The organism is Clostridium cuniculi, from assembly GCF_004353185.1.
GTDB lineage: Bacteria > Bacillota > Clostridia > Clostridiales > Clostridiaceae > Clostridium > Clostridium cuniculi.
In genome coordinates, this window is record NZ_SMUS01000008.1 from 51,829 (window position 1) to 75,459 (window position 23,631).

Sequence of the window (23,631 nt, forward strand, 5' to 3'; positions counted from 1 at the left end):
TATTTATAGTGCTGGAGAGTTTATAATATGTGCACTGCTATTACATTAGAATCTATGCAAGGTGAAAATTTTTTTGGAAGAACCATGGATTTTTCCTATCCAATTGAAGCAGGACTTTATGTAATACCTAAAAATTACGAATGGTATAGTACTGAAACAATGAAAAATTATATTGATAACTATAGCTTTATTTGTATAGGGCAAAAAATTGATGATATGTTAGGGATTTTCGATGGAGTAAATGAAAAAGGATTTGCTGCAGCAGCTTTATATTTTAATGGTTATGCCTATTATGATTTACCAATAGAGAATAAAAATCCAATTAGTTCTTTAGATTTTATACATTATATTTTAGGATGTTGTAGCACAGTAGATGAGTTAAAGAGTTTATTAAAAAAAATAAGTATCATAGGTCAACCAGATCCTGTTACAAGAACATCAGCTCCATTACATTGGATTGCTACCGATAGAAGTGGTAAATGTGTTGTTATTGAGCAGACCAAAACAGGTCTTAAGATAATTAATAATCCAATAGGAGTTATGGCTAATAGTCCTGATTTTGGTTGGCATATGACTAATCTAAGAAATTATATGAATGTATCAGTTGATCAACAAAAGGAAGTTTACTGGGGAAATGTATCTTTAACTCCTTTCGGACAGGGTACAGGAAGTATACCTCTTCCGGGAGGATTTACATCACCTGAGCGTTTCGTTCGTACGGCATTTCTAAAAACTCATTCACAAGTTCCTAAAAGTCGTTCAGAAGCAATTATGACGTGTTTTCATATTATGAATAGTGTTTCTATTCCTAAAGGAATTATAATAACAGATAGGGGAACATATGATTATACAAAATATACTGCTTTTATAAATACTAATACATGTGAGTATTACTTTAAAACCCATGAAAATGATCAAATTATGATAGCAAGTCTTAGGGATTATTGTATGAATATTACAGAAGCAACCTTTATAGGCAGTATTATACGGCTTCCTATATTAATGGAATGTTTTGAGTTAAAAAGTTAAGTGTCAAGCACTTAACTTTTATATTAGTTGATAATATTATTAAAGCTACACACTGATTAGTGTGTAGCTTTAACTATTTTTATATTATTTCAATTACTCTATTCATTAACTTTATAAAATCATTCTTAACTCTAGCAGAAGTTTCGATAACTTCTTCATGGTTTAAAGGTTGATCTAATATTCCAGCGGCCATATTTGTTAAACAAGAAATACCAACTGTTTTAATACCACAGTGGTTTGCAACAATTACTTCTGGAACAGTTGACATACCAACTGCATCTCCACCCATAATTTTTGCAAATCTTACTTCAGCAGGAGTTTCGTAAGTAGGTCCAGAGAACATTACATATACTCCTTGTTGTAATTTTATTCCTAACTCTTTACCAGCTTCTAGAACCTTATTTCTAAGTTCTAAGTTGTAAGCTTCAGACATATCAGGGAATCTAGGTCCAAATTCATCAATGTTATGTCCAAATAAAGGATTTGATCCAGAAAAATTAATATGGTCAGTAATAACCATTAAATCTCCAGCATTAAAGTCTTTATTAACAGCGCCACAAGCATTTGTAACTATAAGTTTTGAAACACCTAATAATTTCATTACTCTTACAGGGAAAGTTACTTTATCTAAAGAGTATCCTTCATAGTAATGGAACCTTCCTTGCATAGCAACAACTTGTTTGTTTCCAAGTTTACCAATAACTAATCTACCAGCATGCCCTTCTACAGTTGATGTAGGAAAGTTAGGAATATCAGAATAGTTATAATACTCTGCATCTTCGATAGTATCTGCTAATGAACCTAATCCAGAACCAAGAATTAATCCTATTTCTGGCTTGTATTTACTTTGTTTTAAAATAAAATCAGCTGAAGCTTTAATTTGAGTTAATAAATCCATAAAATCACCTCGTTATTTTTCTTTTGCTCTATTTAAAAGTATATCGCCAACTTTAACAACATCTCCAGCACCTACTGTAAGTATTAAATCTTTAGGTTGAACTTTTGATGCTAAATAATCAGCAACTTCTTCATGACTATGAAGGTTTATACAGTTTAATCCAGTTTTTCTTATTGCATCTCCAAGTTCATTAGAGGATACTAAACCTGTATCTTTTTCTCTTGCAGCATAAATATCCATTAGAATTAGTTCATCGGCAGAAGAGAAACATGTTGTAAATTCATCAAAAAGAGTTTTTGTTCTAGTATAAGTATGTGGTTGGAATACACAATATGTTTTATCGTGTTCAATAAGTTTTGCTGTATCTAATGTTGCTTTTATTTCAACAGGATGATGAGCATAATCATCTATTATAGTAGTACCATTGAACTCACCTTTATATTCAAATCTTTTATGAGCTCCCTTACATTCAGCTAATCCATTTATTATAGCTTCTGTAGGAATATTTAATATTAAAGAGGTACATATAGTTGCAAGAGCATTAAGTATATTATGCTTACCAGTTGTATTTAATGTTACATCAAATAAATTTTCACCATCTTTACAAACTGTAAATGTAGCACAACCTTTATTATTAAAAGAAATATTAGTTGCAGTTACATCACCTTTAGTAAAGCCATAGCTTATAGTATTACATTTTGCATAATTGATAACTTCTAATACTCTAGGATCTTCTGCACAACCAACTAAATATCCATCAGATGGAATTAAATCAGAGAACTTTTTAAAAGTATCTTCGATGTGATTTATATCTCTATAGTAATCTAAATGATCTGCGTCTATATTTAATATTATTCCTATATAAGGGTAGAATTTTAAAAATGAGGCTTTATATTCACAAGCTTCTGTTACAAAATACTCACTTTCACCAATTTTATAATTACCATGAATAGCATCAACATCGCCACCAACTAAAATTGTAGGATCTAAGTTTGCATTTAATGTTATATGAGATAACATAGAAGTTGTTGTTGTTTTTCCATGAGTTCCAGCAACAGCAACATTGTATTTATGCCCTTTCATTATATAGCCTAAAAATTCAGCTCTATCCATTAATTCTATATTTTTATTTTTTGCTTCAATTATTTCAGGGTTAGTAGAGGCAATCGCAGCAGTATATACTACTAAATCAACATTTTTAAGATTTTCACCTTTATGCCCTATGTAAATTTCAGCACCAGATTCTCTAAGTTTATTTAGAACTTCAGATTCTTTAGCATCAGATCCAGATACTTTATAACCTTTTGTTAATAGAACGGCAGCAAGTCCACTCATACTTACTCCGCCAATTCCAATAAAATGTACTTTTCTACTTTTACTTGAATTTAGATCGAAAGACAATATATCAACCCCTTTATTGTATAATTATAATATGAGATTTTTGTTTCTAAATATTTAATGAGTATTTTCTATGTAACTTCAATTAATTAAATTAAAATTTAGATTCTCATTTAATATATATTTATAATTATATACAAATTTGCTAGGTTGAACACAAAAAATAAAAAATATATAAAATATTTTACAAAAAAAGAGCCAAATTATATATATGAAGAAAAGTATTTATAAAACGTTTATAATATGGAAGAAAAAAGATAAATTTTTATAATTAAACAAAGAAAATAACTTATATGAAGAATTACTGATAAATAACTTAAAAAAGTATTGATAATGTAATGAATATAGAATAAAATATGAATATTCGGGTGAGATAAATTGAAAAAATTCGTGTTTTTGAGAAAATAAGGAAGGTGAGTAAAGTGGAAAAGTTAAGTAGAAATAATAGAGTTGTAGCCATTACAAAGATATTAATAGAAACTCCTAATAAGGTTATAGGACTAAATAGATTTTCGGAGCTTTTAAATGCAGCTAAATCAACTATTAGTGAAGATATAGTAATAGTTAGAGAAGTATTAGAAAAATTAGAAATGGGATCTATAGAGACTATTTCAGGAGCAGCAGGAGGAATTAAATTTATTCCTTCAATGGGTAAACAAGCCAGAGAAGAGTTTGCAAATGAATTATGTGAAGCATTATTAGAAGAAGGTAGAATTGTACCAGGAAACTTTGTTTATTTGACAGATATAATGTATAATCCACAAATAGTAAGTAAAGCTGGAGTTATTTTAGCTTCACATTTTCAAAATATGAATATAGATTACATAGTTACTGTTGAAACAAAGGGAATTCCTTTAGCATATGAGGTTGCTAAAAGTCTTGGAATAGAACTAGTAATAATAAGAAAAGACAACAAAATTACAGAAGGACCAACAGTTACAATTAATTATGTATCAGGTACAAGCGGAAGAATTCAGCAAATGGCATTAGCTAAAAAATGCATGAAGCCATCTAGTAAATGTGTATTTATAGACGATTTTTTAAGAGGTGGTGGAACAGCTGAGGGAATTAAAGATCTTTTAAAAGAATTTGATAGTGAATTAGTTGGAACAGGAGTATTGGTTGATAACGTTGGAATAGAAAATAAGAGAACATCTGATTATATTTCAATTATTGACTTAGAATACAATAACGAAGAAGAAAAACTTAATGTTAGACCATCTGCCTTTATAAATTAATAGAAAATCCGGTTGCTTTAAAAACAAATAAAATAAATTATGGAAAATTTTAAAAAAATACAAGTAAAAAAAAGGATTTTTAAACTTTTTATAGAAATAGTATTATTATAAAGCAACTGGAGGTGTAGTGAAATGACAATCACAGACGTTAGAATTAGAAAAATAGCAGCAGAAGGAAAAATGAAAGCTATAGTTTCTATAACATTTGATAATGAATTCGTTGTTCATGATATTAAAGTTATCGAAGGACAAAATGGTTTATTTATTGCAATGCCAAGTAGAAAAACACCAGATGGAGAATTTAAAGATATTGCCCATCCAATAAACACAGATACTAGGGAAAAAATTCAATCATCTATATTAAAAGCTTACGAGGCTGCAGTAGAAGAAGAAGAAAACGTTGTTATAGCTGAATAATAGTTTTAAATAAGAGGAATATATACACGTATATATTCCTCTTATTTTATAATTTTATTGAAGTGTTGAAATACTTTAGTTAATGCAATATAATATATAAGAAATATGCACGAACGTTTTGGGATAAAATTTAGATTTTATCCTTAAATTTTATAGAGAGGTGAGTTTATGTATAAATGTGCTCTAATATTAGCAGCAGGTCAAGGAAAGAGAATTAAATCAGATTTACCTAAAGTTCTACATAAGGTTTGTGGTAAAGAGATGGTTAATCATGTAATTGACACATTAAGAAAAGGGAACGTAGAGGATATAAATGTTATCGTAGGTAAAGGTGCAGAATTAGTTAAAGAAAATACTAAAGCAAGAAATGTTAGTTATTCATTACAAGAAGAACAATTAGGAACAGGTCATGCTGTTAAGTGTGCTATAGATTTCTTAAAAAACAAAAAAGGGACAGTTGCAGTTTTTAACGGGGATGCTCCTTTAATAAAAGAAGAAACTATAGAAGAATTATTTAAGGCACATAAAGAAAGTGGAAATAGTGCAACTATACTTACTTCTATTTTAGATGATGCTTCAGGATATGGAAGAATTATAAGAAATGAAAATGAAGTATTAAAGATAGTTGAGCATAAAGATTGTAATGAAGAAGAGCTAAAGGTTAGAGAAATAAATTCTGGAATGTACTGCTTTGAAATCGAAAGCTTAGTTGAATGCTTAGACAACCTTTCTAATGATAATTCTCAAGGAGAATATTATCTAACTGATGTAATTGGAATGATGAAGGAAAAAAATGAAAAGGTTGGAGCACTTGTAATAAATTACGAAGAGACATTAGGCGTAAACTCAAGAGTTCAACTTGCAGAAGTTGAAGCTATTTTAAGAAAGAGAATAAATAATAAACATTTAGAAAATGGTGTAACTATAATTGATCCGAATACAACATACATTGGTATTGATGTAGAGATAGGTCAAGATACTATAATATATCCGGGTAACGTTCTTGAAGGAAATACAGTAATAGGTAAAAATTGCTTATTATATCCAAATTCAAGAATCAACAATAGTATTATTGGTGAAGATGTAGAAATACAATCATCTGTGATACTAGAAAGTGAAGTTGGAAATAATACTACTGTTGGTCCTTTTGCTTATATTCGTCCACAATCTGTAATTGGAAAGAATGTAAGAATTGGTGATTTTGTAGAGATAAAAAAATCTACAATAGGCAATAATACTAAAGTATCTCACTTAACGTATGTAGGAGATGCTGAGGTAGGAGAAGGCTGTAATTTTGGTTGTGGAACTGTTACTGTTAATTATGATGGTAAAAATAAGAACAAAACTATTATAGGAAATAATAGCTTTATTGGATGTAATACAAATTTAATTTCACCTGTTACAGTAGAAGATAATACTTACATTGCAGCTGGTTCAACTATTACTAATGATGTAAAGAGTGGAGAATTAGCAGTTGCTAGAGCTAAGCAAAGGAATATCGAAGGTTGGGTAGATAAAAAAGGTCTTATTAAGAAAAAATAATATATATTAAACTATAAGATAAATATGGCAAACGTTATTGCAAATTAAGGAGGGTCTCATAATTATGATATCTCATGGGAAAAAAATAAAAATATTTACAGGAAATTCACATCCTGAACTAGCAAAAGAAATTGCTGATTTACTTGGAATACCACTAGGAAATGCAAAAGTTTCAACTTTTAGTGATGGTGAAATATCAGTAGATATTAATGAAACAGTAAGAGGGGTAGATGTATTTATAGTACAATCAACTAGTTCACCAGTTAATAATAACTTAATGGAATTATTAATAATGATAGATGCATTTAAGAGAGCATCAGCTGGTAGAATAACAGCGGTTATTCCGTATTATGGATATGCTAGACAAGATAGAAAGGCAAAATCAAGAGATCCAATTACTGCAAAACTAGTTGCAGACATATTAACAGCAGCAGGAGCAGATAGAGTATTAACAATGGATTTACATGCTTCTCAAATTCAAGGATACTTTAACATACCAGTGGATCATTTATTAGGTTCACCAATATTAGCTAAGAGTTTTGTTGATAAAGGATTTAGTGATCAAGATGACGTAGTTGTTGTATCACCTGATTTAGGTAGTGTTACAAGAGCAAGAAAATTTGCTGATAAATTAAATGCACCAATTGCAATTATTGATAAGAGAAGACCAAAAGCAAATGTATCTGAGATAATGAATATTATCGGAGATGTTAATGGGAAAAGATGCATATTAATCGATGATATGATTGATACTGCTGGAACTATAGCAAATGCTGCAAATGCATTAAAAGAGCTAGGAGCAAAGAATGTTTATGCTTGCTGTACTCATGGAGTATTATCAGGACCAGCATTTGAAAGAATAAATAATTCTGCAATTGAAGAGTTAGTAATGTTAAACACTATTCCGCTTCCGGAAAAAGAAGGATTAGATAAGTTTAAATCTATTTCTGTTGCACCATTATTTGCAGAAGCAATTAAAAGAATATATGATGATGAGCCAATAAGTAAATTATTTGAAAATTAATAATTTGTGACTGCTACATATGTAGCAGTCTATTTTTATGCTTTTTGAATATTGTGTTACAAATGTAAATTTTATAAAAACTCTATTATTGTTTTTTTAAATATAGTATAAAATAATAAATAAGGAAGGTGAATAAAAGATGGAAGATAAATTGGGAAAAGTTTTAATAGTAGATGATGATACTCATATTAATGAACTTATAGATATGTATTTAATAAGTGGAGGATATGTTACTAAGAAATGTTTCAATGGAAATGATGCTTGCAATATAGTGTCATCAGAGGATATAGGGTTAGTAATATTGGATGTAATGTTGCCAGGAAGAGATGGAATAGAGGTTCTTAAATACATAAGAAAAAGTAGCGATATTCCAGTAATAATGTTAACAGCAAAGGGTGAAGTCTTTGATAAAGTACTTGCATTAGAGCTGGGAGCTGATGATTATATGGTAAAACCATTTGATCCTAAGGAATTATTGGCAAGAGTTAAAGCTGTAACAAGAAGATATGCAGTTGATAATCAAACAAAAGATGTAATTAAATATTCAGACTTAACAATTGATATTGGAGGATATGAAGTAACATATAAAGGAAATGTTGTGAAGTTAGCACCTAAGGAATTGGAGTTACTTCATTTTATGGCAAGTAATCCCAATAAAGTTTTCACTAGAGAACAACTTATGTATGAAGTATGGGGATATGATTACCCAGGAGATTCAAGAACTGTTGATGTTCATATAAAAAGATTAAGAGAAAAGGTCAAAGGTGGAGAAAATTGGGAGCTTCAAACAGTATGGGGTGTTGGTTATAAGTTTGAGGTGAGATAGGTGAAGAAAAATAGCATAGTACGAAAGTTAATAATTACTTTTTCTTCAATAACAGGGGGGTTATTAATCCTTGTTGGATTAGTGTTAAGTGTAGGCTTTTACAGACTTAGCCATGATGAACTTGTAGATACACTAAATAAACAATTAGATGTTGTTTCAGAAGCAGTAGGTAGTTATTTAAACAATCAAGATGGTACTTACGATGAAGTTAATCGATTGTTAAAGATAGCGTGTTTAACCAATGATATGGATGGAATTGTAGTAGATAGATTAGGATATGTTTATATGGTATCTAGTCAAGATTACAGTAGCCTTAAGTATACTAATATAGATATAACTAAATTTAAAACACCTACTAATGGAAATATACTGTATAAAAAAATTTTAATAAAAGATAATGATAATGCAAGAGTAGATGCATTTATTAAACCTATTTATTCTAATAAACAATTAGATGGTTATATAATAATGGTTGAGAATGAACCCATAAATGAAAAGCGTACAATACTTGTAATATGGATATCTATTATATTAGCAGTAATAGTTGCAGGAGCAATTGTAAAATATTTTGCTCAATTATTAGTAGTAGAACCAATAGAGGAGATTAATAATGCTGCAAAAAGATTAGCTAAAGGTGATGTACAAGAAAGAGTTAAAGTTGTTGGAAAGAATGAGATAGGAGAATTGGCTGAATCATTTAATAGAATGGCACAGTCTATAGAACAGTCTGATAATATTAGAAAAGAGTTTATTTCAAATGTTTCTCATGAATTACGTTCACCTATAACTTCAATAAAAGGATTTATTGGAGGAATATTAGATGGAGTTATTCCGAGAGATAAGGAAAATTATTATTTAAAAATAGTTTATGATGAAATTGATAGATTGGCTAGGCTTGTTAATGATTTATTAGATATTTCAGCTATGGAATCAGGAAAATTTAATTTACATATTTCTGAGTTTGATATTAATCAAACAATAAGTTTGTGTATATTAAATTTAGAAAATAAGATACAAACAAAGGGTCTAAATGTTAAAGCAACATTTCACGAAAAAAGATGCTTTGCCATAGGAGATAGAGATAGAATACTTCAAGTTATGACTAATTTACTTGAAAATGCTATTAAATATAGTGAAGATAATGGACAAATAGAAGTTAATATATCAACAAAAGGTGAAAAAATATTTGTAAGTATATTTAACTCAGGCGATATTCTTTCGGAAAATGATTTAAACCATATTTGGGATAGATTTTATAAGAGTGATAAGTCAAGAACTAATAAAATTAGTACAGGATTAGGATTACCTATAGTAAGATTAATATTATCACAACACAATCAAGATATATGGGTAGAAAATGTAGAAGATAAAGGTGTAAGATTTATATTTACATTACAAAGAAATAGCTAAAAATATGCAGTAAAATAATATCAAAAATTAGATTTTGATATATGATTAGAAATATTGAAGTTATTTTTTATATACAATATTTCAATAGTCGGAGGTGGATATGAGTAATAGAGAAGACAGAAAAATAAAAATATCGAATGATCCACAAGATAGGATATCTAATATAATTTTTGAAAAGAAAAATACTACTCGAGCAAGGGTAAAATTTGGTGTTAAAATAATTTTATATGTAGCAATGGCAGGAGTCTTAGGTTCAATTATATCTAATATAAATATTAAAAATAAGTATGGCGGAACTATGCAACAGATTAAAGAAATTAAAGAAAGTGCAGATATGGTTATATTAGATTATACAAAAATTATAAAAGAAGTATCACCGTCATTAGTTAGTATTAGTGACTCGGTAGAAAAACTTACTGCAGATGAATATTTTGAAGGAAATACAACTGGAGTTATAATAGATTCAAGTGGAATAATATTAACAAATTATTCTGAAATAAAAGAAAAAAGTGATATATATGTAAAGTTATCATCAGTGGCAGCAACGCCAATAAAAGCAAAAATCTTAGTTGAAAATGAAGCTAGAAATTTAGCTATAATAAAAATAGAATTTGATGGAGAATTACAACCTATAAAAATAGCAGATTCAGAGAGTATAAAAGAAGGGCAAGGAATAGTTGTATTAGGAAATGCTATAGGAGATGAATATATAGGAAGTTCAATTCCAGGTATCATTACATCAAAGAATGAAAAGATAACTATAGAAGAAGGGAAAAAACAGTCACTTTTACAAATAAATGCACCTATAAATGAAAAAAATACAGGAGGTGCAATTTGTAACTCTGAAGGGGAATTAGTTGGAATTGCTGATTTATCTATTACTAATGAACGAAATGAAGAAGGACTTTATTACGGATTACAAATGGAAGAACTTCAAGATATGATTAATTCAACAAATGCATTTAAAAGACTTTTAGGGATAGTTGAGGGTGGAGTAGTTACTGATGAAACAAGAGAGTTTAGCGGTTTCTATATACAAGAATTAGATAAAGAAGGAAGTGCGTATTTAGCTGGTATTAAACCTACAGATATTATTATAGAAGTAGATGGATATAAAATTCAAAATGTTGATGATTTAATACAATTATTACAAAATAAGAAAAAAGATGATATACTACATTGTAAAGTTTTAAGTGAAGGTGAAATGAAGAATGTAGATATTAAGATATTAATATAAATGAATTTAGACTAATTCTAACAAAGAGTTAGTCTAAATTTTTGTTTTAAAGTTGAATTTGATATAATAATAAAAAACTTTTATTATTAAAAAAATGGTATAATATAAAATAGTCACTTTAAGAGTAACGGAGGAATAAAAATGTTTTTAATAGTTGGATTAGGAAATCCGGGAAAAGAATATGATGGAACAAGACATAATATAGGATTTGCTGCTGTAGACTATATTGCTGATAAGTATAATATAGAATTAAATAGGATAAAATTTAAAGGTGTGTTTGGTGAAGGATTTATAAATGGAAAAAAAGTAATTTTATTAAAGCCAACTACGTATATGAACTTAAGTGGAGAAAGTATTAGAGAAGTAATTAATTTTTATAAAATATCAAATGAAGAAGTAATTGTAATATATGATGATATTAGCTTGGAGGTAGGAAGATTAAGAATAAGAGAAAAAGGTAGCCATGGTGGACATAATGGAATAAAAAGCATTATAGCTAACTTAGGAACTGACGTATTTCCAAGAGTTAAAATAGGAGTAGGAGCACCAAAGGGGAATTTGGTTTCACATGTATTAGGAAAATTTAGTGAAGATGAAATTGAAATTTTAAGAGAAACAATAAAGGCATCAAGTGATGCAGTAAGTATAATGTTAAAATCAGATACTAAAGAAGCAATGAATAAGTTCAATGGATTTAATGCATGTAAAGAAAGTTAAAGAGAAATTATGGAGGGTGATAAAATGAGGTTACAGGGGCTATTACAACCCTTACAAGAAAATGATAAGTTTATTACGGCGATAAATAGTATAAAAAATAAAAAGTTTCCAATAAACATATTAGGATTATCAGATTCAGGAAAAAGTTATATAATAGATGGAATATTTAATGAAATAGAAAATTCTTTAGTTGTAGTAACACATAATGAAATTGAAGCTAAAAATTTATATGAGGATTTAAGTCTTTACTCTACTAATGTATACTTTTTGCCTATAAGAGAAGTTGTATTTTATAATGTTGATGCAATTTCAGGAGATCTTAGATGGGCAAGATTAAAGGTAATAAAAGAAATACTTAATAATAAAAATAAAAAAATAATAGTTACATCAATTGATGCAATGACTGCATTATACACACCTAGAAAAAAATATTTAAATTATAGTATTACTATAAAAAATGGTGATGAAGTAGATTTAAAAGAGATTTCAAAAAAATTAGTTGAGTGTGGATATGAAAGAGTTGAAGTAGTAGAAGGTAAAGGTGAATTTTCATTTAGAGGGGGGATACTAGACGTTTTCCCTCCTATAGCTATTTATCCATATAGAATTGAGCTTTTTGGTGATGAAATAGATTCTATTAGAACTTTTAATATAGAATCACAAAGGAGTATTGAAAAAGTTGAATCTATAGAAATTTTTCCAGCAAAAGAAGTAATAGTTGATGAAGAAGCAAAAAAGAGTGCAAATGATAAAATACTTAATGAATTAGATTCTATAATTGAAAAATCAAATAAGAAAAACAATGAACAAGTTGATAAGATAAGAGGAATAGTTAATAAAAATTTAGAGATGCTAAATGAAACTTCAACCTTTGAAACTGTTGATAGCTATTTACCTTTCTTTTACGAAGAAATGGAATCATTTTTTGATTATTTAGAAGGATATACATTTATTATTGATGATTTAAAGAGATGTCAAGGAAAGATTGAAAGCATATACTATGAATTCAATGAGAATTATTTAGCTTTTCTTCAAAGAGGTGATATACTACCTTCTCAAAATAAATTATTAATAGATAAAGAAGAATTATTAATTAAGTTAGAGAAATCTGATGTTATAACATTAAATACATTTGATACAAGAGCAGATATATTATGCCCATTAACTAATATAGAGTTAAATCAAATTACATCTAATAATTATAATGGACAATTAGATTTGCTTATTGAAGATATAAAATCAAGGAAATCAAATGGATTTAGAACATTAATATTAGCAGGTACTAGAACTAGAGGAGAAAGGTTAGTAAAGACACTTAGAGATAGAGAGGTCGAAAGTGTTTATAAGGATGAAGTAGATAGTATTGAATTAGGTCAAGCGGTAGTTACATTCGGAAATTTAATAAAAGGATTTGAATATCCTGACCTAAAAGTATGTGTAATATCTGATAAAGAAGTATTTGGAGAAGCTAAAAAATCTTTACCTAAAAAGACTAATAAGAAAAAAGGTGTAGGAAAGATAACCAGCTTTGCTGAGTTAAAACCAGGAGATTATGTAGTACACGCAAATCATGGGATAGGTGTATTTAAAGGGATTAAACAAATTGATATAGCAGGAAACACAAGAGATTACTTAGATATTGTATATGACAAGGGTGATAAGCTTTATGTTCCTGTTGATCAATTAGATTTAGTTCAAAAATATATAGGAAGTGAAGGAAAGACACCTAAGATTAATAAATTAGGTGGTAATGAATGGCAAAAGGCTAAGGCTAAGGTTAGAAAATCAATTAATGAGATTGCGGAAGATTTAGTAAAGTTATATGCAGCTAGAGCAGCGTTAAAAGGATATAAATACTCTAAAGATACAGAATGGCAAAGACAATTTGAAGATGAGTTCCCATATGAAGAGACTCCTGACCAATTAACATCATTAGAAGAAATAAAGCATGATATGGAATCAGATAAACCAATGGATAGATTGCTTTGTGGAGATGTTGGATATGGTAAAACAGAGGTAGCTATAAGAGCTGCTTTTAAAGCTGTTATGGATGGAAAACAAGTTGCATTCCTTGTTCCAACAACTATATTAGCTGAACAACATTATAAAAATTTAAAAAAGAGGTTCTCAGATTTTCCGGTTAAGATAGATATGATTAGTAGGTTTAGAACTGCAAAGCAACAAAAGGCTACTTTGCAGGCTTTAAAAGAAGGAAATGTAGATATTTTAATAGGAACTCACAGATTGGTATCAAAGGATATTTCATTTAAGGACTTAGGATTGCTTATAGTAGATGAGGAACAAAGATTTGGAGTTGCTCAAAAAGAAAAAATAAAATCTTTAAAGAAGAATGTAGATGTACTTACATTAAGTGCTACACCAATTCCAAGAACTCTTCATATGTCACTTACAGGTGTTAGAGATATATCAGTTATAGAAACTCCACCAGAAGAAAGATACCCTATTCAAACATATGTTGTAGAACAAAATGATCAACTTATTAGAGATGCAATTTTAAGAGAAGTTGGAAGAGGTGGGCAAGTTTACTTTGTATATAATAGGGTAGAAAGTATACAAAGTGTAGCAAATTATATAAGAGAGTTGGTTCCAGAGTGTAAAGTAGGAATTATTCATGGACAAATGACAGAAAAAGAGCTTGAAACTGAAATGATTAATTTTATGCAAAAGGAATATGATGTTTTAGTATGTACAACTATTATAGAAACAGGTATTGATATACCAAATGTAAATACAATGATAGTAAATAATGCAGATAAAATGGGATTATCTCAATTATATCAATTAAGAGGAAGAGTTGGACGTTCAAATAAAATAGCTTATGCATATTTTATGTATACTAAAGATAAGGTATTAACTGAAGTTGCTGAAAAAAGGTTAAAGGCTTTAAAAGATTTTACTGAGCTTGGTTCTGGTTTTAAAATTGCTATGAGAGACCTAGAAATAAGAGGTGCAGGAAATATGATGGGATCATCTCAACATGGTCATATGGCGGCTATTGGATATGATTTGTATTGTAGAATGTTAGAAGATACTGTTAAGTTAATCAAAGGTGAAATAGAACAGGAGCCTATTGAAACTACAGTTGACATTAAAATGGATGCATATATTCCATCATCCTATATTGAAGACGAAATACAAAAAATAGAAGTTTATAAGAAAATAGCAGCAATTGAAAATATGAATGATTATAATGATATAAAGGAAGAGTTAGAAGATAGATATTCTATTATTCCAGAAGCCGTTTATAATTTAATGGATATAGCTTATATTAAGAGTTTAGCAAAAGTTCTTTTAATTGAAGAAATAAAGGAAAATCAAAAAGAAATACGATTTAAATTCCAAAAAGGATTTAAAAAGTTTAATGAAATATATAGCGTACTATTAAGTAAATATAAAGATAATGTGGTTTTATATTTTGGAGAGACACCATTCTTTGCTGTAAGAATTAATACTATAAAAAGGGAAGAAATGTTGAATTTCTATAAGACTCTTCTTAAAGAATTAATTGAAAATTCACGTAAAAAATAGACAGTAGAATTTGAATAAAAAGGATATTACTGATATACTAATTTATGTAACAAATTATTATTTAAGTAAAGTGAGGGAAATGAATTGAGAAAAATAAAAAATATAGTGGTGGCTGCAGCCATAACTACAATGGCTTTTTCGATAACAGGATGTAAAATGATAGAAAAGACTCCAGAAGCTATACAAAAGACTGTTTTAGCAAAAGTTGGAGATGAAAAAATTACTATGGCTGATGTTAATAGTGAATTACAAGCTGATATAGACTATTTAATAGAAACATATGGTGAAGATTACGAAAACAATATTGATGATAGCTTAAAAGAACAACTGAAAACAGTTAGAACACAAGTGTTAGAGCAATTAGTTGATGACAAAGTATTAATAACTAAAGGTACAGAACTTGGATACATGCCATCAGATGATGAGTTAGCAACTGCTATAGAAGAAGAAAAAGCTAAGTTTGTAGAAGCATATGGTGGGGAAGATAAATTAAAAGAAGCTTTAGAATATTACGGAATGTCAGATGAAAAATTCAATTCATTTGTAGAAAATATGGTTAAAACTGAAAAGGTTAGAGAAGCTATGATAAAAGACGTAACTGTAAGTGATGAAGAAGTTGAACAATATTATAATGATAATATTGATGAATATACAGTTAAAGCTGGAGCAAATGCTAAGCATATTTTATTTGAAACTGAAGAAGAAGCACAAGATGCTAAAAATAAAATTGATTCAGGAGAAACTACTTTTGAAGATTTATACTCACAATATACATCTAATGCATCATCAGGAACAAAACCTTTATCAGAAGATTTAGGATATGTTGAAAATGATCAAGAAGGTTATGATACAGATTTCTTAGCTGGATTTAAAACTTTAAAAGAAGGTGAAGTTTCAGCACCAGTTAAAAGTTCATTTGGTTATCATATAATTAAAGTTGAAGGTGTTCAAACAGAAGAGAAGGTAACTTCACTTGATGATGTTAAAGATACTATAAAATCTACTTTATTAAGTGAAAAGCAAGAAGAAACATATAACTCAACATTAGAACAATGGAAGAAAGAGTTAAATGTTAAATTATATGAGGATAGATTATAATTTTTAATTAAAAGTTAAGCAAAATTTTGAATTTTGCTTAACTTTTTTTTATATTTTAAATAATTTTGTTTTATTACCATAGACTTCAAAGAATTCCTCAATAAATAGTAAAGGATAAATATTGGGTATATGTGTATAAAATTTCTAATAGTTCAAATAATAATACTGCAGTTAATTATATAAACTTAATTAAGGAGGTAACTCATAATAATGAAAGCTACAGGAATAGTTAGACGTATTGATGATTTAGGAAGAGTAGTTATACCAAAAGAAATAAGAAGAACTTTAAGAATTAGAGAAGGGGATCCATTAGAAATATTTACAGATAGAGAAGGTGGAGTAATATTAAAAAAATATTCTCCTATTGGAGAACTAACAGACTTCTCTAAAGAATATGCTGAAAGTCTACAACAATCAATCGGTCATATTGTTTTAATTGCGGACAAAGATGCATTTATATCTGTAAGTGGAGCAACAAAAAAGGATTATTTTGAAAGAAAGATAAGCTCAGAATTAGAATCAATTATGGACGGAAGAAAAGCTTCTATAATAACAGAAGAAAGTAAAACAATACCGCTACATAATGATGAGGACCCAGGAGAATATACAAGCCAAGTAATTGCTCCAATAATAACAGAGGGGGATGCCATTGGAGCTGTGCTTATAGTTTCAAAGGAATCAGGAGAAAAATTTGGTGATTTAGAACTAAAATTAGCAGAAACTGCAGCAGCTTTCTTAGGAAAGCAAATGGAACAATAGGTAATTGAATACATATTACAATATTTGTTAAATAAACACAGAATATATGTAATAATACCTCTAAGCTTTAAATAAAAATTAGTATTAGTCAGTAATTTAAGTTTGGAGGTATTTTATGAAAAAGCAATCTCTTATAAAAGGAAGCTTAGTTTTAGGATTAGCAGGAATGGTGGCAAAAGTATTAGGATTTTTCTTTAGATGGCCATTAATAATGCTAATAGGTGATGAGGGAATAGGGTATTATCAGTTATCTTATCCTTTATATATGTTCTTTGTTGCAATGGCAAGTGGAGTTCCTGTTGCAGTTTCAAAAATGATTTCTGAAAAAAATGCAATGGGTGATGTTGAAGGTAGTTATGAAGTTGTTAAGGAATCATCTTATTTAATGATGACATTAGGAATTGGAACATCTTTAATATTATTCCTTTTTGCAAAGCCAATAATTAATTTTTTGAAATGGGACATGAAATCCTATTATGCATTAATAGGAATATCTTTTGCTCCTATGATGGTTGCATTTGTGAATATATTTAGGGGATTCTTTCAAGGATTACAGAATATGACACCATCAGGAACATCACAAATAGTAGAGCAAATAGGTAGAGTGATAATTGGAGTTGGACTAGCTTATATACTTTTACCAAAAGGTATTGAGTATTCAGCTGGTGGTGCTGCATTTGGAGCAGCTGGTGGTGCTTTTATAGCATGTGTATATTTATGGTTTAAATATTTACGTGTAAGAAAAGAGATGGGCATTAAAAAAGTAAAGACTAATACAGAAGTATTAAATCAAATATTAAAAATAGCAATTCCTATTTCTTTAGGGGCTACAGTTGGTACTATAATGAATTTAATAGATTCTATTTTGGTTCCACAAAAATTAATAGAATCAGGAGTTGCTAATGCAACAGCATTATACGGACAACTTACTGGTAAAGCGGCTGTGTTAGTAAATATACCATTAACTTTATCTATGGCAATATGTACATCATTAATTCCAATAATATCAGAACATTATATACTAAACAGAAAAGAAGAAATGCAAAGCAAAATAAATATAGCAATGAAATTATCGGCTGTAATAGCATTACCATGTACTTTAGGAATGTTCTGTTTAGCAGGGCCAATAATGAAATTAGTGTTTTTTGATAAATATGAAGGTATAGAGATATTAAGATATCTTTCAATATCTATTCCTTTTATAATAGTAACCCAAACAACTACTTCTATACTGCAAGCAACTAATCATTATATAAGACCGGTTATTAATTTAGTAATAGGAGCTATTGTAAAGGTTGTTTTGACAGCTACGTTAGTTCCTATACCAAGCATAAATGTTTTCGGAGCTGTAATAGCAAGTGTTTCTGCTTATGTTGTAGTTACTATATTAAATCTTATAGCACTAAAAACTAAAACTAAATGTAAAGTAAGCATATATGACTCTTTTGTAAAGCCAGGTTATGCTTCAATTTCCATGATAATTGTAGTTTTATTTAGTTATAATTTTATTATGGAAAGGTCAGATAGTAATAGTATTTCTTGCTTATTATCAATATTTATGGGTATTATTATATATATGATAGCTATTTTAATCTTTAAGGTATTTGAAGTTGATGAAATAAAGAATAGATTATCAAGAAAATGATGTAAGGAGAGTACTATATGATAAAAATAGTTGGGTTAGGACCAGGTTCACCAGATGCACTAACTATAGGAGCTGTTGAAGCTTTACAGGAGAGTAAAAATTTATATTTTAGAACGGAAAAGCATCCTACAGTTGATTATTTAAAGAATAGATTAGAATCTTTTAAAACTTGTGACAATTATTATGAAGAAGGAAGTAGTTTTGATGAGGTATATTCTAATATTGCTAGAAATATGATAGAAGAATATAAGGTATCTGGAGAATTAGTTTATGCAGTTCCAGGACATCCTTTAGTTGCAGAAAGATCGGTTTTAAACTTAATTAATTTATGTAAAGAAAATGATATTGAGTATAAAATATTACCTGCAGTTAGCTTTGTAGATGCTATGATGGATAGATTGCAAATAGATCCAATAGAAGGATTAAAGATTATAGATGCATTTGATATTAAAAATCAAATTTTGGATAAAAGAATTGGAACTATAATAACGCAAGTATATAATCCGTTAATAGCATCAGAAGTTAAGCTTGAATTACTAGAGTATTATCATGATGAAACTGAAATTTATTATGTTAGAGCAGCAGGAATAGAAGGGGAAGAATCTATAAGAAAAATTCCAATATATGAACTTGATATGCAGGAGGATATAGATTATTTAACTTCTGTATATATTCCTAAAGATATAAAAAACAAAAAAGATTTCTATGATTTAGTTGATACAATAGAAATTTTAAGAAGTGAAAATGGATGTGCATGGGATAGAGAACAAACTCATGAGAGTATAAAAAGTGCACTTTTAGAAGAAGCATATGAAGTGATTGAAGCAATAGAAGATGACAATATAGATGGATTAATTGAAGAGCTAGGTGATGTTCTATTACAAGTTGTATTCCATTCAATTATAGGGAAAGAAGATGGGTATTTTAATATATCAGATGTAATAGAGGCAATTACTTCTAAAATGATTTATAGACATCCTCACGTTTTTAGTGATGCAACTGCTAATACTTCAGACGAAGTATTAGCAAACTGGGATGAGCTTAAAAAGAAAGAGAAAAGTTATGAAACTCTTACTGAAGAAATAAATGGAATAGCAAAAACATTGCCAGCCTTAATAAAAGCTCATAAGGTACAAAAAAAGGTTTCTAAAATAGGATTCGATTTTGAAAGTGTAAATGAAGCAGTTAAGAAAATTGAAGAGGAAATAAATGAAGTATTAGATGTATATAAAACCAATAACAGGGAAAAAATAATAAATGAAGTTGGAGACTTGCTATTTGCTTGTGTTAATGTATCTAGATTGTTAAATGTAGATGAAGAAGAAGCATTAAACAAATCTACTAAAAAGTTTATAAAAAGATTTAGCTTCATTGAGGACAATATACTAAAACAAGGAAAAGATTTAAAGAGCGTTACATTAGAGGAAATGAATGCTTTATGGGAAGATTCAAAAAAGTACGATTAGTAAAGAAAAAAGTGAATTTTCTGCAGGTATAGAAGGAATTTTAAAGTTTATGCAGAATATTTTTAAAAGGAATAATAAATTAATGACTATACTACAAGAAAAAGTTGTAATAAATATATTTTTATAGAAAAATACCCATATTACTATAGACTACTGAATAAAGTGGATATATAATAAGGTAATGTAGTTATAGTACATAATTAAAAAATAGTTAACTAAAATATTTTTAACTGTTTATTTAAGGAGGATGTAAATCGTGAATAAAGCAGAATTAATTACTAGCATGGCTGAAAAGAGCCAATTAACAAAGAAAGATGCAGAAGCAGCTTTAAAGGCATTTATTGATTCAGTTCAAGAAGCTTTAGAAAATGGAGAAAAAGTTCAATTAGTTGGATTCGGTACTTTCGAAACTAGAGAAAGAGCAGCTAGAGAAGGAAGAAACCCAAGAACTAAAGAAACTATAAACATTCCAGCTTCAACTGTTCCAGTATTTAAAGCAGGAAAAGAGTTTAAGGAAAGAGTTAATAAGTAATTATAAATGTAGGCCCGAGTTATCTCGGGTTTTTTAATATACAAAAATAATTTTAATATAAGGGGAAATATAAATGAGACTAGATAAATACTTAAAGGTTTCAAGAATAATAAAAAGAAGAACTGTTGCTAAGGAAGCTTGTGAAGGTGGAAGAGTATCTATAAATGATAAAGTAGCAAAGCCATCAACTGATGTTAAAGAGGGAGATATAATTGAAATTACATTTGCCAATAGAAAATTAAAGGCAAAGATAATAAATATAGCAGAGCATGTAAGAAAAGAAAATGCTAAGGAAATGTATGAAATATTAGAAGGGGTAGAAGATCAAGAATAATTTTCCAAAACGCTTCATATATTTAATCAAGAAATATATGGAGGAATAGATAATGGAGAAAAAAATAGATAATAAAATTGAGGATAATAGAGGGAACATTATACTAGAAAATAGAAAGAAGATGACATTAACTGGAGTAGAAGAAGTTATTAGTTTTGATGATGAAAAGATATTACTTAACACTAGATTAGGAGCACTGACAATAAAAGGATTAAATTTAAAAATGAATAAATTGGATGTGCAAAATGGCGATGTAATGATAAATGGAGAAATATATTATATTGTTTATAGTGGAAAAGAAATAAAGAAGGAGAAGGAAAGCATAATAGGAAGGCTTTTCAAGTAGGAGGTTATTATGCCATTAGATACTAATATACAATTCAGCATCATATTGTATGCATTATTAGCAGGTATATTAACCGGCTTAATGTTTGATTTATATAGAATAATTAGAGGAAGCAAAATACCAAAAGCTATAATAGTAGTAGAAGATACGTTATTTTGGGTATTAGCTGCTATGGTTATTTTCACATTCCTTCTTTACACTAATTATGCCTTTTTAGGAGTATATGTTTATGCATTCATGTTAATATCTCTAGGTTTGTATATGAAGTTTGTTAGTAATAAGTGTATAAGATTTGAATTAGAGGTAGTTAACGGATTAGGTAAGGCGTTTAGAGTTATTTTTAAAAATATAATATATCCATTTAAAATTATATTTTATAATATTACTGGGAAAAATAATTAGTATAAAAAATGTCTTGAATTAAATATGTAGAGTGTTTACAATATATTTATAGAATGATATAAAAGAAGGGTAATATATATTTATGAAAAAAAACATAAACCTTAAGGGAATTATTGTTGTTTTAATTGTAGGAGTTTTTAGTATATGCTTAATAAAGCAATTAACTGTACTAAGAAGGATAAAGAACGATATTGCTATTCAAACTCAAGAATTACAAGAGTTGAAGGAAAAAAATATTAAGTTGCAAGCAGAGTTAGAAAGAGCTCAGAGTAATAATGAATATTTAGAAAAGTTAGCAAGAGAAAGATTAGGGCTAATAAAAGAAGGCGAGCAACAAGTTATTCCAGATAACAATTCAGAATAGTATTGGTTTAAGTTTAAATTTCTATTAATGTGGTTATTATTATTAATAACATAGATTATTTAATTTTAAGGAGGATTCTTTGTAAAATGACCTTAATGGCAGGAAACATATTAGAGGGTACAGTGGTAAATATTACGAACTTCGGAGCTTTCGTAGAGATAGAAGGTAAGACTGGATTAGTTCATATTTCAGAAGTTGCAGATTCTTTTGTTAAAGATATAAGACAGCATCTTAATGAACAAGATAAGGTTAAGGTAAAAGTTATATCAATAGATGATAATGGAAAGATCAGCTTATCTATAAAACAAGCTAATGTTAAGAAGAAATCAGTTAAGCCAGCAGAAATTGAATGGAAAACTGAAAAGAAAGCTGCTCCAGCAAATTTTGAAGATATAATGTCTAGATTCTTAAAAGATAGTGAAGAAAGACAGCAAGACTTCAAAAAGCATCAAGAATTTAAAGCAAGATCAAGAAAAAGTTTTTAGATTTTAGACATAATATAGTTTTATATATAAGAGAGAGATGATATATTTGGATTTATCATTCTCTTTTTTTATTTATTTTGATGATTTTAATTATAAAATTAAAATATAAGAGTGTTAGAAATGGCTATTTTACTAGGGTTTATAAAAAAGTATAAAAAAATATAAAAAAAAGCGAAAAAAATGTTGACAGTATTATGTTCATCATATATAATTAATTTTGTCGTCAGATGACGGCGGCAAAAAAATATGCTGAAGTGGCGGAACAGGCAGACGCACAGGACTTAAAATCCTGCGGTAGCGATACCGTACCGGTTCGATTCCGGTCTTCAGCACCAAACTAAATTCAACTTAATAACGCGGGGTGGAGCAGTTGGCAGCTCGTCGGGCTCATAACCCGAAGGTCGTAGGTTCAAGTCCTGCCCCCGCAACCAAACATGGCGGAATAGCTCAGCTGGCTAGAGCACTCGGTTCATACCCGAGGTGTCGTAGGTTCAAGTCCTATTTCCGCTACCATATACGCTGAAGTGGCGGAACAGGCAGACGCACAGGACTTAAAATCCTGCGGTAGCGATACCGTACCGGTTCGATTCCGGTCTTCAGCACCAAGTTGAATTTAGTTTATAATGACGCGGGGTGGAGCAGTTGGCAGCTCGTCGGGCTCATAACCCGAAGGTCGTAGGTTCAAGTCCTGCCCCCGCAACCAAAACATGGCGGAATAGCTCAGCTGGCTAGAGCACTCGGTTCATACCCGAGGTGTCGTAGGTTCAAGTCCTATTTCCGCTACCATATACGCTGAAGTGGCGGAACAGGCAGACGCACAGGACTTAAAATCCTGCGGTAGCGATACCGTACCGGTTCGATTCCGGTCTTCAGCACCAAAAGAGATACAAAGTAATTTGTATCTCTTTTTTTTAT

General features: G+C 29.1%; 22 protein-coding genes and 7 tRNA genes. 27 read left to right on the forward strand and 2 right to left on the reverse strand.

What is annotated here, in order from left to right:
* Positions 1-27: 27 nt before the first annotated feature.
* Positions 28-1,029: a choloylglycine hydrolase family protein gene (locus tag EJJ37_RS05425; RefSeq protein WP_133014585.1), complete on the forward strand. Its 1,002-nt coding sequence runs from the start codon at positions 28-30 to the stop codon at positions 1,027-1,029.
* Positions 1,030-1,108: 79 nt separating this feature from the next.
* Here EJJ37_RS05425 and EJJ37_RS05430 read toward each other — a convergent pair whose 3' ends face one another.
* Both EJJ37_RS05430 and murC read right to left on the reverse strand, forming a co-directional pair.
* Complete coding sequence (locus tag EJJ37_RS05430; RefSeq protein WP_133014586.1) at positions 1,109-1,927, reverse strand: purine-nucleoside phosphorylase; 819 nt, start codon at positions 1,925-1,927, stop codon at positions 1,109-1,111.
* 12 nt (positions 1,928-1,939) lie between these two features.
* On the reverse strand, positions 1,940-3,328 hold the full coding sequence (gene murC / locus EJJ37_RS05435) for a UDP-N-acetylmuramate--L-alanine ligase (protein ID WP_133014587.1): 1,389 nt from the start codon (positions 3,326-3,328) through the stop codon (positions 1,940-1,942).
* A 419-nt stretch (positions 3,329-3,747) separates the two neighbouring features.
* On the opposite strand from murC, the gene purR reads away from it, so the two are divergent.
* The 26 genes from purR (at position 3,748) to EJJ37_RS05565 (ending at position 23,594) form a co-directional block, all read left to right on the forward strand.
* Positions 3,748-4,563, forward strand: a complete 816-nt coding sequence (gene purR / locus EJJ37_RS05440) for a pur operon repressor (protein WP_133014588.1) — start codon at positions 3,748-3,750, stop codon at positions 4,561-4,563.
* Between the two features lie 132 nt (positions 4,564-4,695).
* The gene (spoVG, locus tag EJJ37_RS05445; RefSeq protein ID WP_133014589.1) at positions 4,696-4,980 is read left to right on the forward strand and encodes a septation regulator SpoVG; all 285 of its coding nucleotides are present in this window, start codon (positions 4,696-4,698) and stop codon (positions 4,978-4,980) included.
* A 168-nt stretch (positions 4,981-5,148) separates the two neighbouring features.
* Positions 5,149-6,522: a bifunctional UDP-N-acetylglucosamine diphosphorylase/glucosamine-1-phosphate N-acetyltransferase GlmU gene (gene glmU / locus EJJ37_RS05450; protein ID WP_133014590.1), complete on the forward strand. Its 1,374-nt coding sequence runs from the start codon at positions 5,149-5,151 to the stop codon at positions 6,520-6,522.
* Between the two features lie 64 nt (positions 6,523-6,586).
* Positions 6,587-7,546 carry a ribose-phosphate diphosphokinase gene (locus EJJ37_RS05455; protein WP_133014591.1) on the forward strand — a complete coding sequence of 320 codons (960 nt, stop codon included), beginning with the start codon at positions 6,587-6,589 and terminating at the stop codon, positions 7,544-7,546.
* 139 nt (positions 7,547-7,685) lie between these two features.
* Positions 7,686-8,372, forward strand: coding sequence for a response regulator transcription factor (locus EJJ37_RS05460; protein ID WP_133014592.1), 687 nt, complete (start codon positions 7,686-7,688; stop codon positions 8,370-8,372).
* A complete protein-coding gene (locus EJJ37_RS05465) occupies positions 8,373-9,782 on the forward strand; it encodes a sensor histidine kinase (protein WP_133014593.1) in 1,410 nt (469 codons plus the stop codon).
* 100 nt (positions 9,783-9,882) lie between these two features.
* Positions 9,883-11,019 (forward strand): S1C family serine protease, encoded by a 1,137-nt coding sequence (locus EJJ37_RS05470; RefSeq protein WP_133014594.1) that lies wholly within the window; start codon positions 9,883-9,885, stop codon positions 11,017-11,019.
* A 141-nt stretch (positions 11,020-11,160) separates the two neighbouring features.
* Positions 11,161-11,736 carry an aminoacyl-tRNA hydrolase gene (pth, locus tag EJJ37_RS05475; RefSeq protein WP_133014595.1) on the forward strand — a complete coding sequence of 192 codons (576 nt, stop codon included), beginning with the start codon at positions 11,161-11,163 and terminating at the stop codon, positions 11,734-11,736.
* Positions 11,737-11,760: 24 nt separating this feature from the next.
* Positions 11,761-15,285, forward strand: a complete 3,525-nt coding sequence (gene mfd, locus EJJ37_RS05480) for a transcription-repair coupling factor (protein WP_133014596.1) — start codon at positions 11,761-11,763, stop codon at positions 15,283-15,285.
* Positions 15,286-15,369: 84 nt separating this feature from the next.
* On the forward strand, positions 15,370-16,383 hold the full coding sequence (locus tag EJJ37_RS05485) for a peptidylprolyl isomerase (protein WP_133014597.1): 1,014 nt from the start codon (positions 15,370-15,372) through the stop codon (positions 16,381-16,383).
* 210 nt (positions 16,384-16,593) lie between these two features.
* Positions 16,594-17,142, forward strand: coding sequence for a stage V sporulation protein T (spoVT, locus tag EJJ37_RS05490; RefSeq protein WP_133014598.1), 549 nt, complete (start codon positions 16,594-16,596; stop codon positions 17,140-17,142).
* Positions 17,143-17,257: 115 nt separating this feature from the next.
* Positions 17,258-18,787, forward strand: coding sequence for a putative polysaccharide biosynthesis protein (locus EJJ37_RS05495; RefSeq protein WP_133014599.1), 1,530 nt, complete (start codon positions 17,258-17,260; stop codon positions 18,785-18,787).
* A gap of 17 nt (positions 18,788-18,804) precedes the next feature.
* Positions 18,805-20,253, forward strand: coding sequence for a bifunctional methyltransferase/pyrophosphohydrolase YabN (yabN, locus tag EJJ37_RS05500; protein WP_133014600.1), 1,449 nt, complete (start codon positions 18,805-18,807; stop codon positions 20,251-20,253).
* A 256-nt stretch (positions 20,254-20,509) separates the two neighbouring features.
* Positions 20,510-20,785: an HU family DNA-binding protein gene (locus tag EJJ37_RS05505; RefSeq protein WP_133014601.1), complete on the forward strand. Its 276-nt coding sequence runs from the start codon at positions 20,510-20,512 to the stop codon at positions 20,783-20,785.
* A gap of 73 nt (positions 20,786-20,858) precedes the next feature.
* On the forward strand, positions 20,859-21,119 hold the full coding sequence (locus EJJ37_RS05510) for an RNA-binding S4 domain-containing protein (protein WP_133014602.1): 261 nt from the start codon (positions 20,859-20,861) through the stop codon (positions 21,117-21,119).
* 52 nt (positions 21,120-21,171) lie between these two features.
* On the forward strand, positions 21,172-21,465 hold the full coding sequence (gene yabP / locus EJJ37_RS05515; RefSeq protein ID WP_133014603.1) for a sporulation protein YabP: 294 nt from the start codon (positions 21,172-21,174) through the stop codon (positions 21,463-21,465).
* Between the two features lie 9 nt (positions 21,466-21,474).
* Positions 21,475-21,867, forward strand: coding sequence for a spore cortex biosynthesis protein YabQ (yabQ, locus tag EJJ37_RS05520; RefSeq protein ID WP_133014604.1), 393 nt, complete (start codon positions 21,475-21,477; stop codon positions 21,865-21,867).
* 82 nt (positions 21,868-21,949) lie between these two features.
* Positions 21,950-22,231, forward strand: coding sequence for an FtsB family cell division protein (locus EJJ37_RS05525; protein ID WP_133014605.1), 282 nt, complete (start codon positions 21,950-21,952; stop codon positions 22,229-22,231).
* Between the two features lie 86 nt (positions 22,232-22,317).
* A complete protein-coding gene (locus EJJ37_RS05530; protein ID WP_133014606.1) occupies positions 22,318-22,716 on the forward strand; it encodes a S1 domain-containing RNA-binding protein in 399 nt (132 codons plus the stop codon).
* 248 nt (positions 22,717-22,964) lie between these two features.
* Positions 22,965-23,051 (forward strand) — tRNA-Leu (locus tag EJJ37_RS05535).
* A 20-nt stretch (positions 23,052-23,071) separates the two neighbouring features.
* Positions 23,072-23,147, forward strand: a tRNA-Met gene (locus EJJ37_RS05540).
* 5 nt (positions 23,148-23,152) lie between these two features.
* A tRNA-Met gene (locus EJJ37_RS05545) sits at positions 23,153-23,229 on the forward strand.
* A 5-nt stretch (positions 23,230-23,234) separates the two neighbouring features.
* Positions 23,235-23,321, forward strand: a tRNA-Leu gene (locus EJJ37_RS05550).
* Between the two features lie 22 nt (positions 23,322-23,343).
* Positions 23,344-23,419 (forward strand) — tRNA-Met (locus EJJ37_RS05555).
* Positions 23,420-23,425: 6 nt separating this feature from the next.
* Positions 23,426-23,502 (forward strand) — tRNA-Met (locus tag EJJ37_RS05560).
* A 5-nt stretch (positions 23,503-23,507) separates the two neighbouring features.
* Positions 23,508-23,594 (forward strand) — tRNA-Leu (locus EJJ37_RS05565).
* The last annotated feature ends 37 nt before the right edge of the window (positions 23,595-23,631 follow it).

Bases quoted from the DNA above. Each gene is read 5' to 3' on its own strand.
- EJJ37_RS05425 (WP_133014585.1), top strand. From the start codon at position 28: ATGTGCACTGCTATTACATTAGAATCTATGCAAGGTGAAAATTTTTTT.
- EJJ37_RS05430 (WP_133014586.1), bottom strand. From the start codon at position 1,927: ATGGATTTATTAACTCAAATTAAAGCTTCAGCTGATTTTATTTTAAAA.
- spoVG (WP_133014589.1), top strand. From the start codon at position 4,696: ATGACAATCACAGACGTTAGAATTAGAAAAATAGCAGCAGAAGGAAAA.
- glmU (WP_133014590.1), top strand. From the start codon at position 5,149: ATGTATAAATGTGCTCTAATATTAGCAGCAGGTCAAGGAAAGAGAATT.
- EJJ37_RS05455 (WP_133014591.1), top strand. From the start codon at position 6,587: ATGATATCTCATGGGAAAAAAATAAAAATATTTACAGGAAATTCACAT.
- EJJ37_RS05460 (WP_133014592.1), top strand. From the start codon at position 7,686: ATGGAAGATAAATTGGGAAAAGTTTTAATAGTAGATGATGATACTCAT.
- EJJ37_RS05470 (WP_133014594.1), top strand. From the start codon at position 9,883: ATGAGTAATAGAGAAGACAGAAAAATAAAAATATCGAATGATCCACAA.
- pth (WP_133014595.1), top strand. From the start codon at position 11,161: ATGTTTTTAATAGTTGGATTAGGAAATCCGGGAAAAGAATATGATGGA.
- mfd (WP_133014596.1), top strand. From the start codon at position 11,761: ATGAGGTTACAGGGGCTATTACAACCCTTACAAGAAAATGATAAGTTT.
- spoVT (WP_133014598.1), top strand. From the start codon at position 16,594: ATGAAAGCTACAGGAATAGTTAGACGTATTGATGATTTAGGAAGAGTA.
- EJJ37_RS05495 (WP_133014599.1), top strand. From the start codon at position 17,258: ATGAAAAAGCAATCTCTTATAAAAGGAAGCTTAGTTTTAGGATTAGCA.
- yabN (WP_133014600.1), top strand. From the start codon at position 18,805: ATGATAAAAATAGTTGGGTTAGGACCAGGTTCACCAGATGCACTAACT.
- EJJ37_RS05510 (WP_133014602.1), top strand. From the start codon at position 20,859: ATGAGACTAGATAAATACTTAAAGGTTTCAAGAATAATAAAAAGAAGA.
- yabP (WP_133014603.1), top strand. From the start codon at position 21,172: ATGGAGAAAAAAATAGATAATAAAATTGAGGATAATAGAGGGAACATT.
- yabQ (WP_133014604.1), top strand. From the start codon at position 21,475: ATGCCATTAGATACTAATATACAATTCAGCATCATATTGTATGCATTA.
- EJJ37_RS05525 (WP_133014605.1), top strand. From the start codon at position 21,950: ATGAAAAAAAACATAAACCTTAAGGGAATTATTGTTGTTTTAATTGTA.
- EJJ37_RS05530 (WP_133014606.1), top strand. From the start codon at position 22,318: ATGACCTTAATGGCAGGAAACATATTAGAGGGTACAGTGGTAAATATT.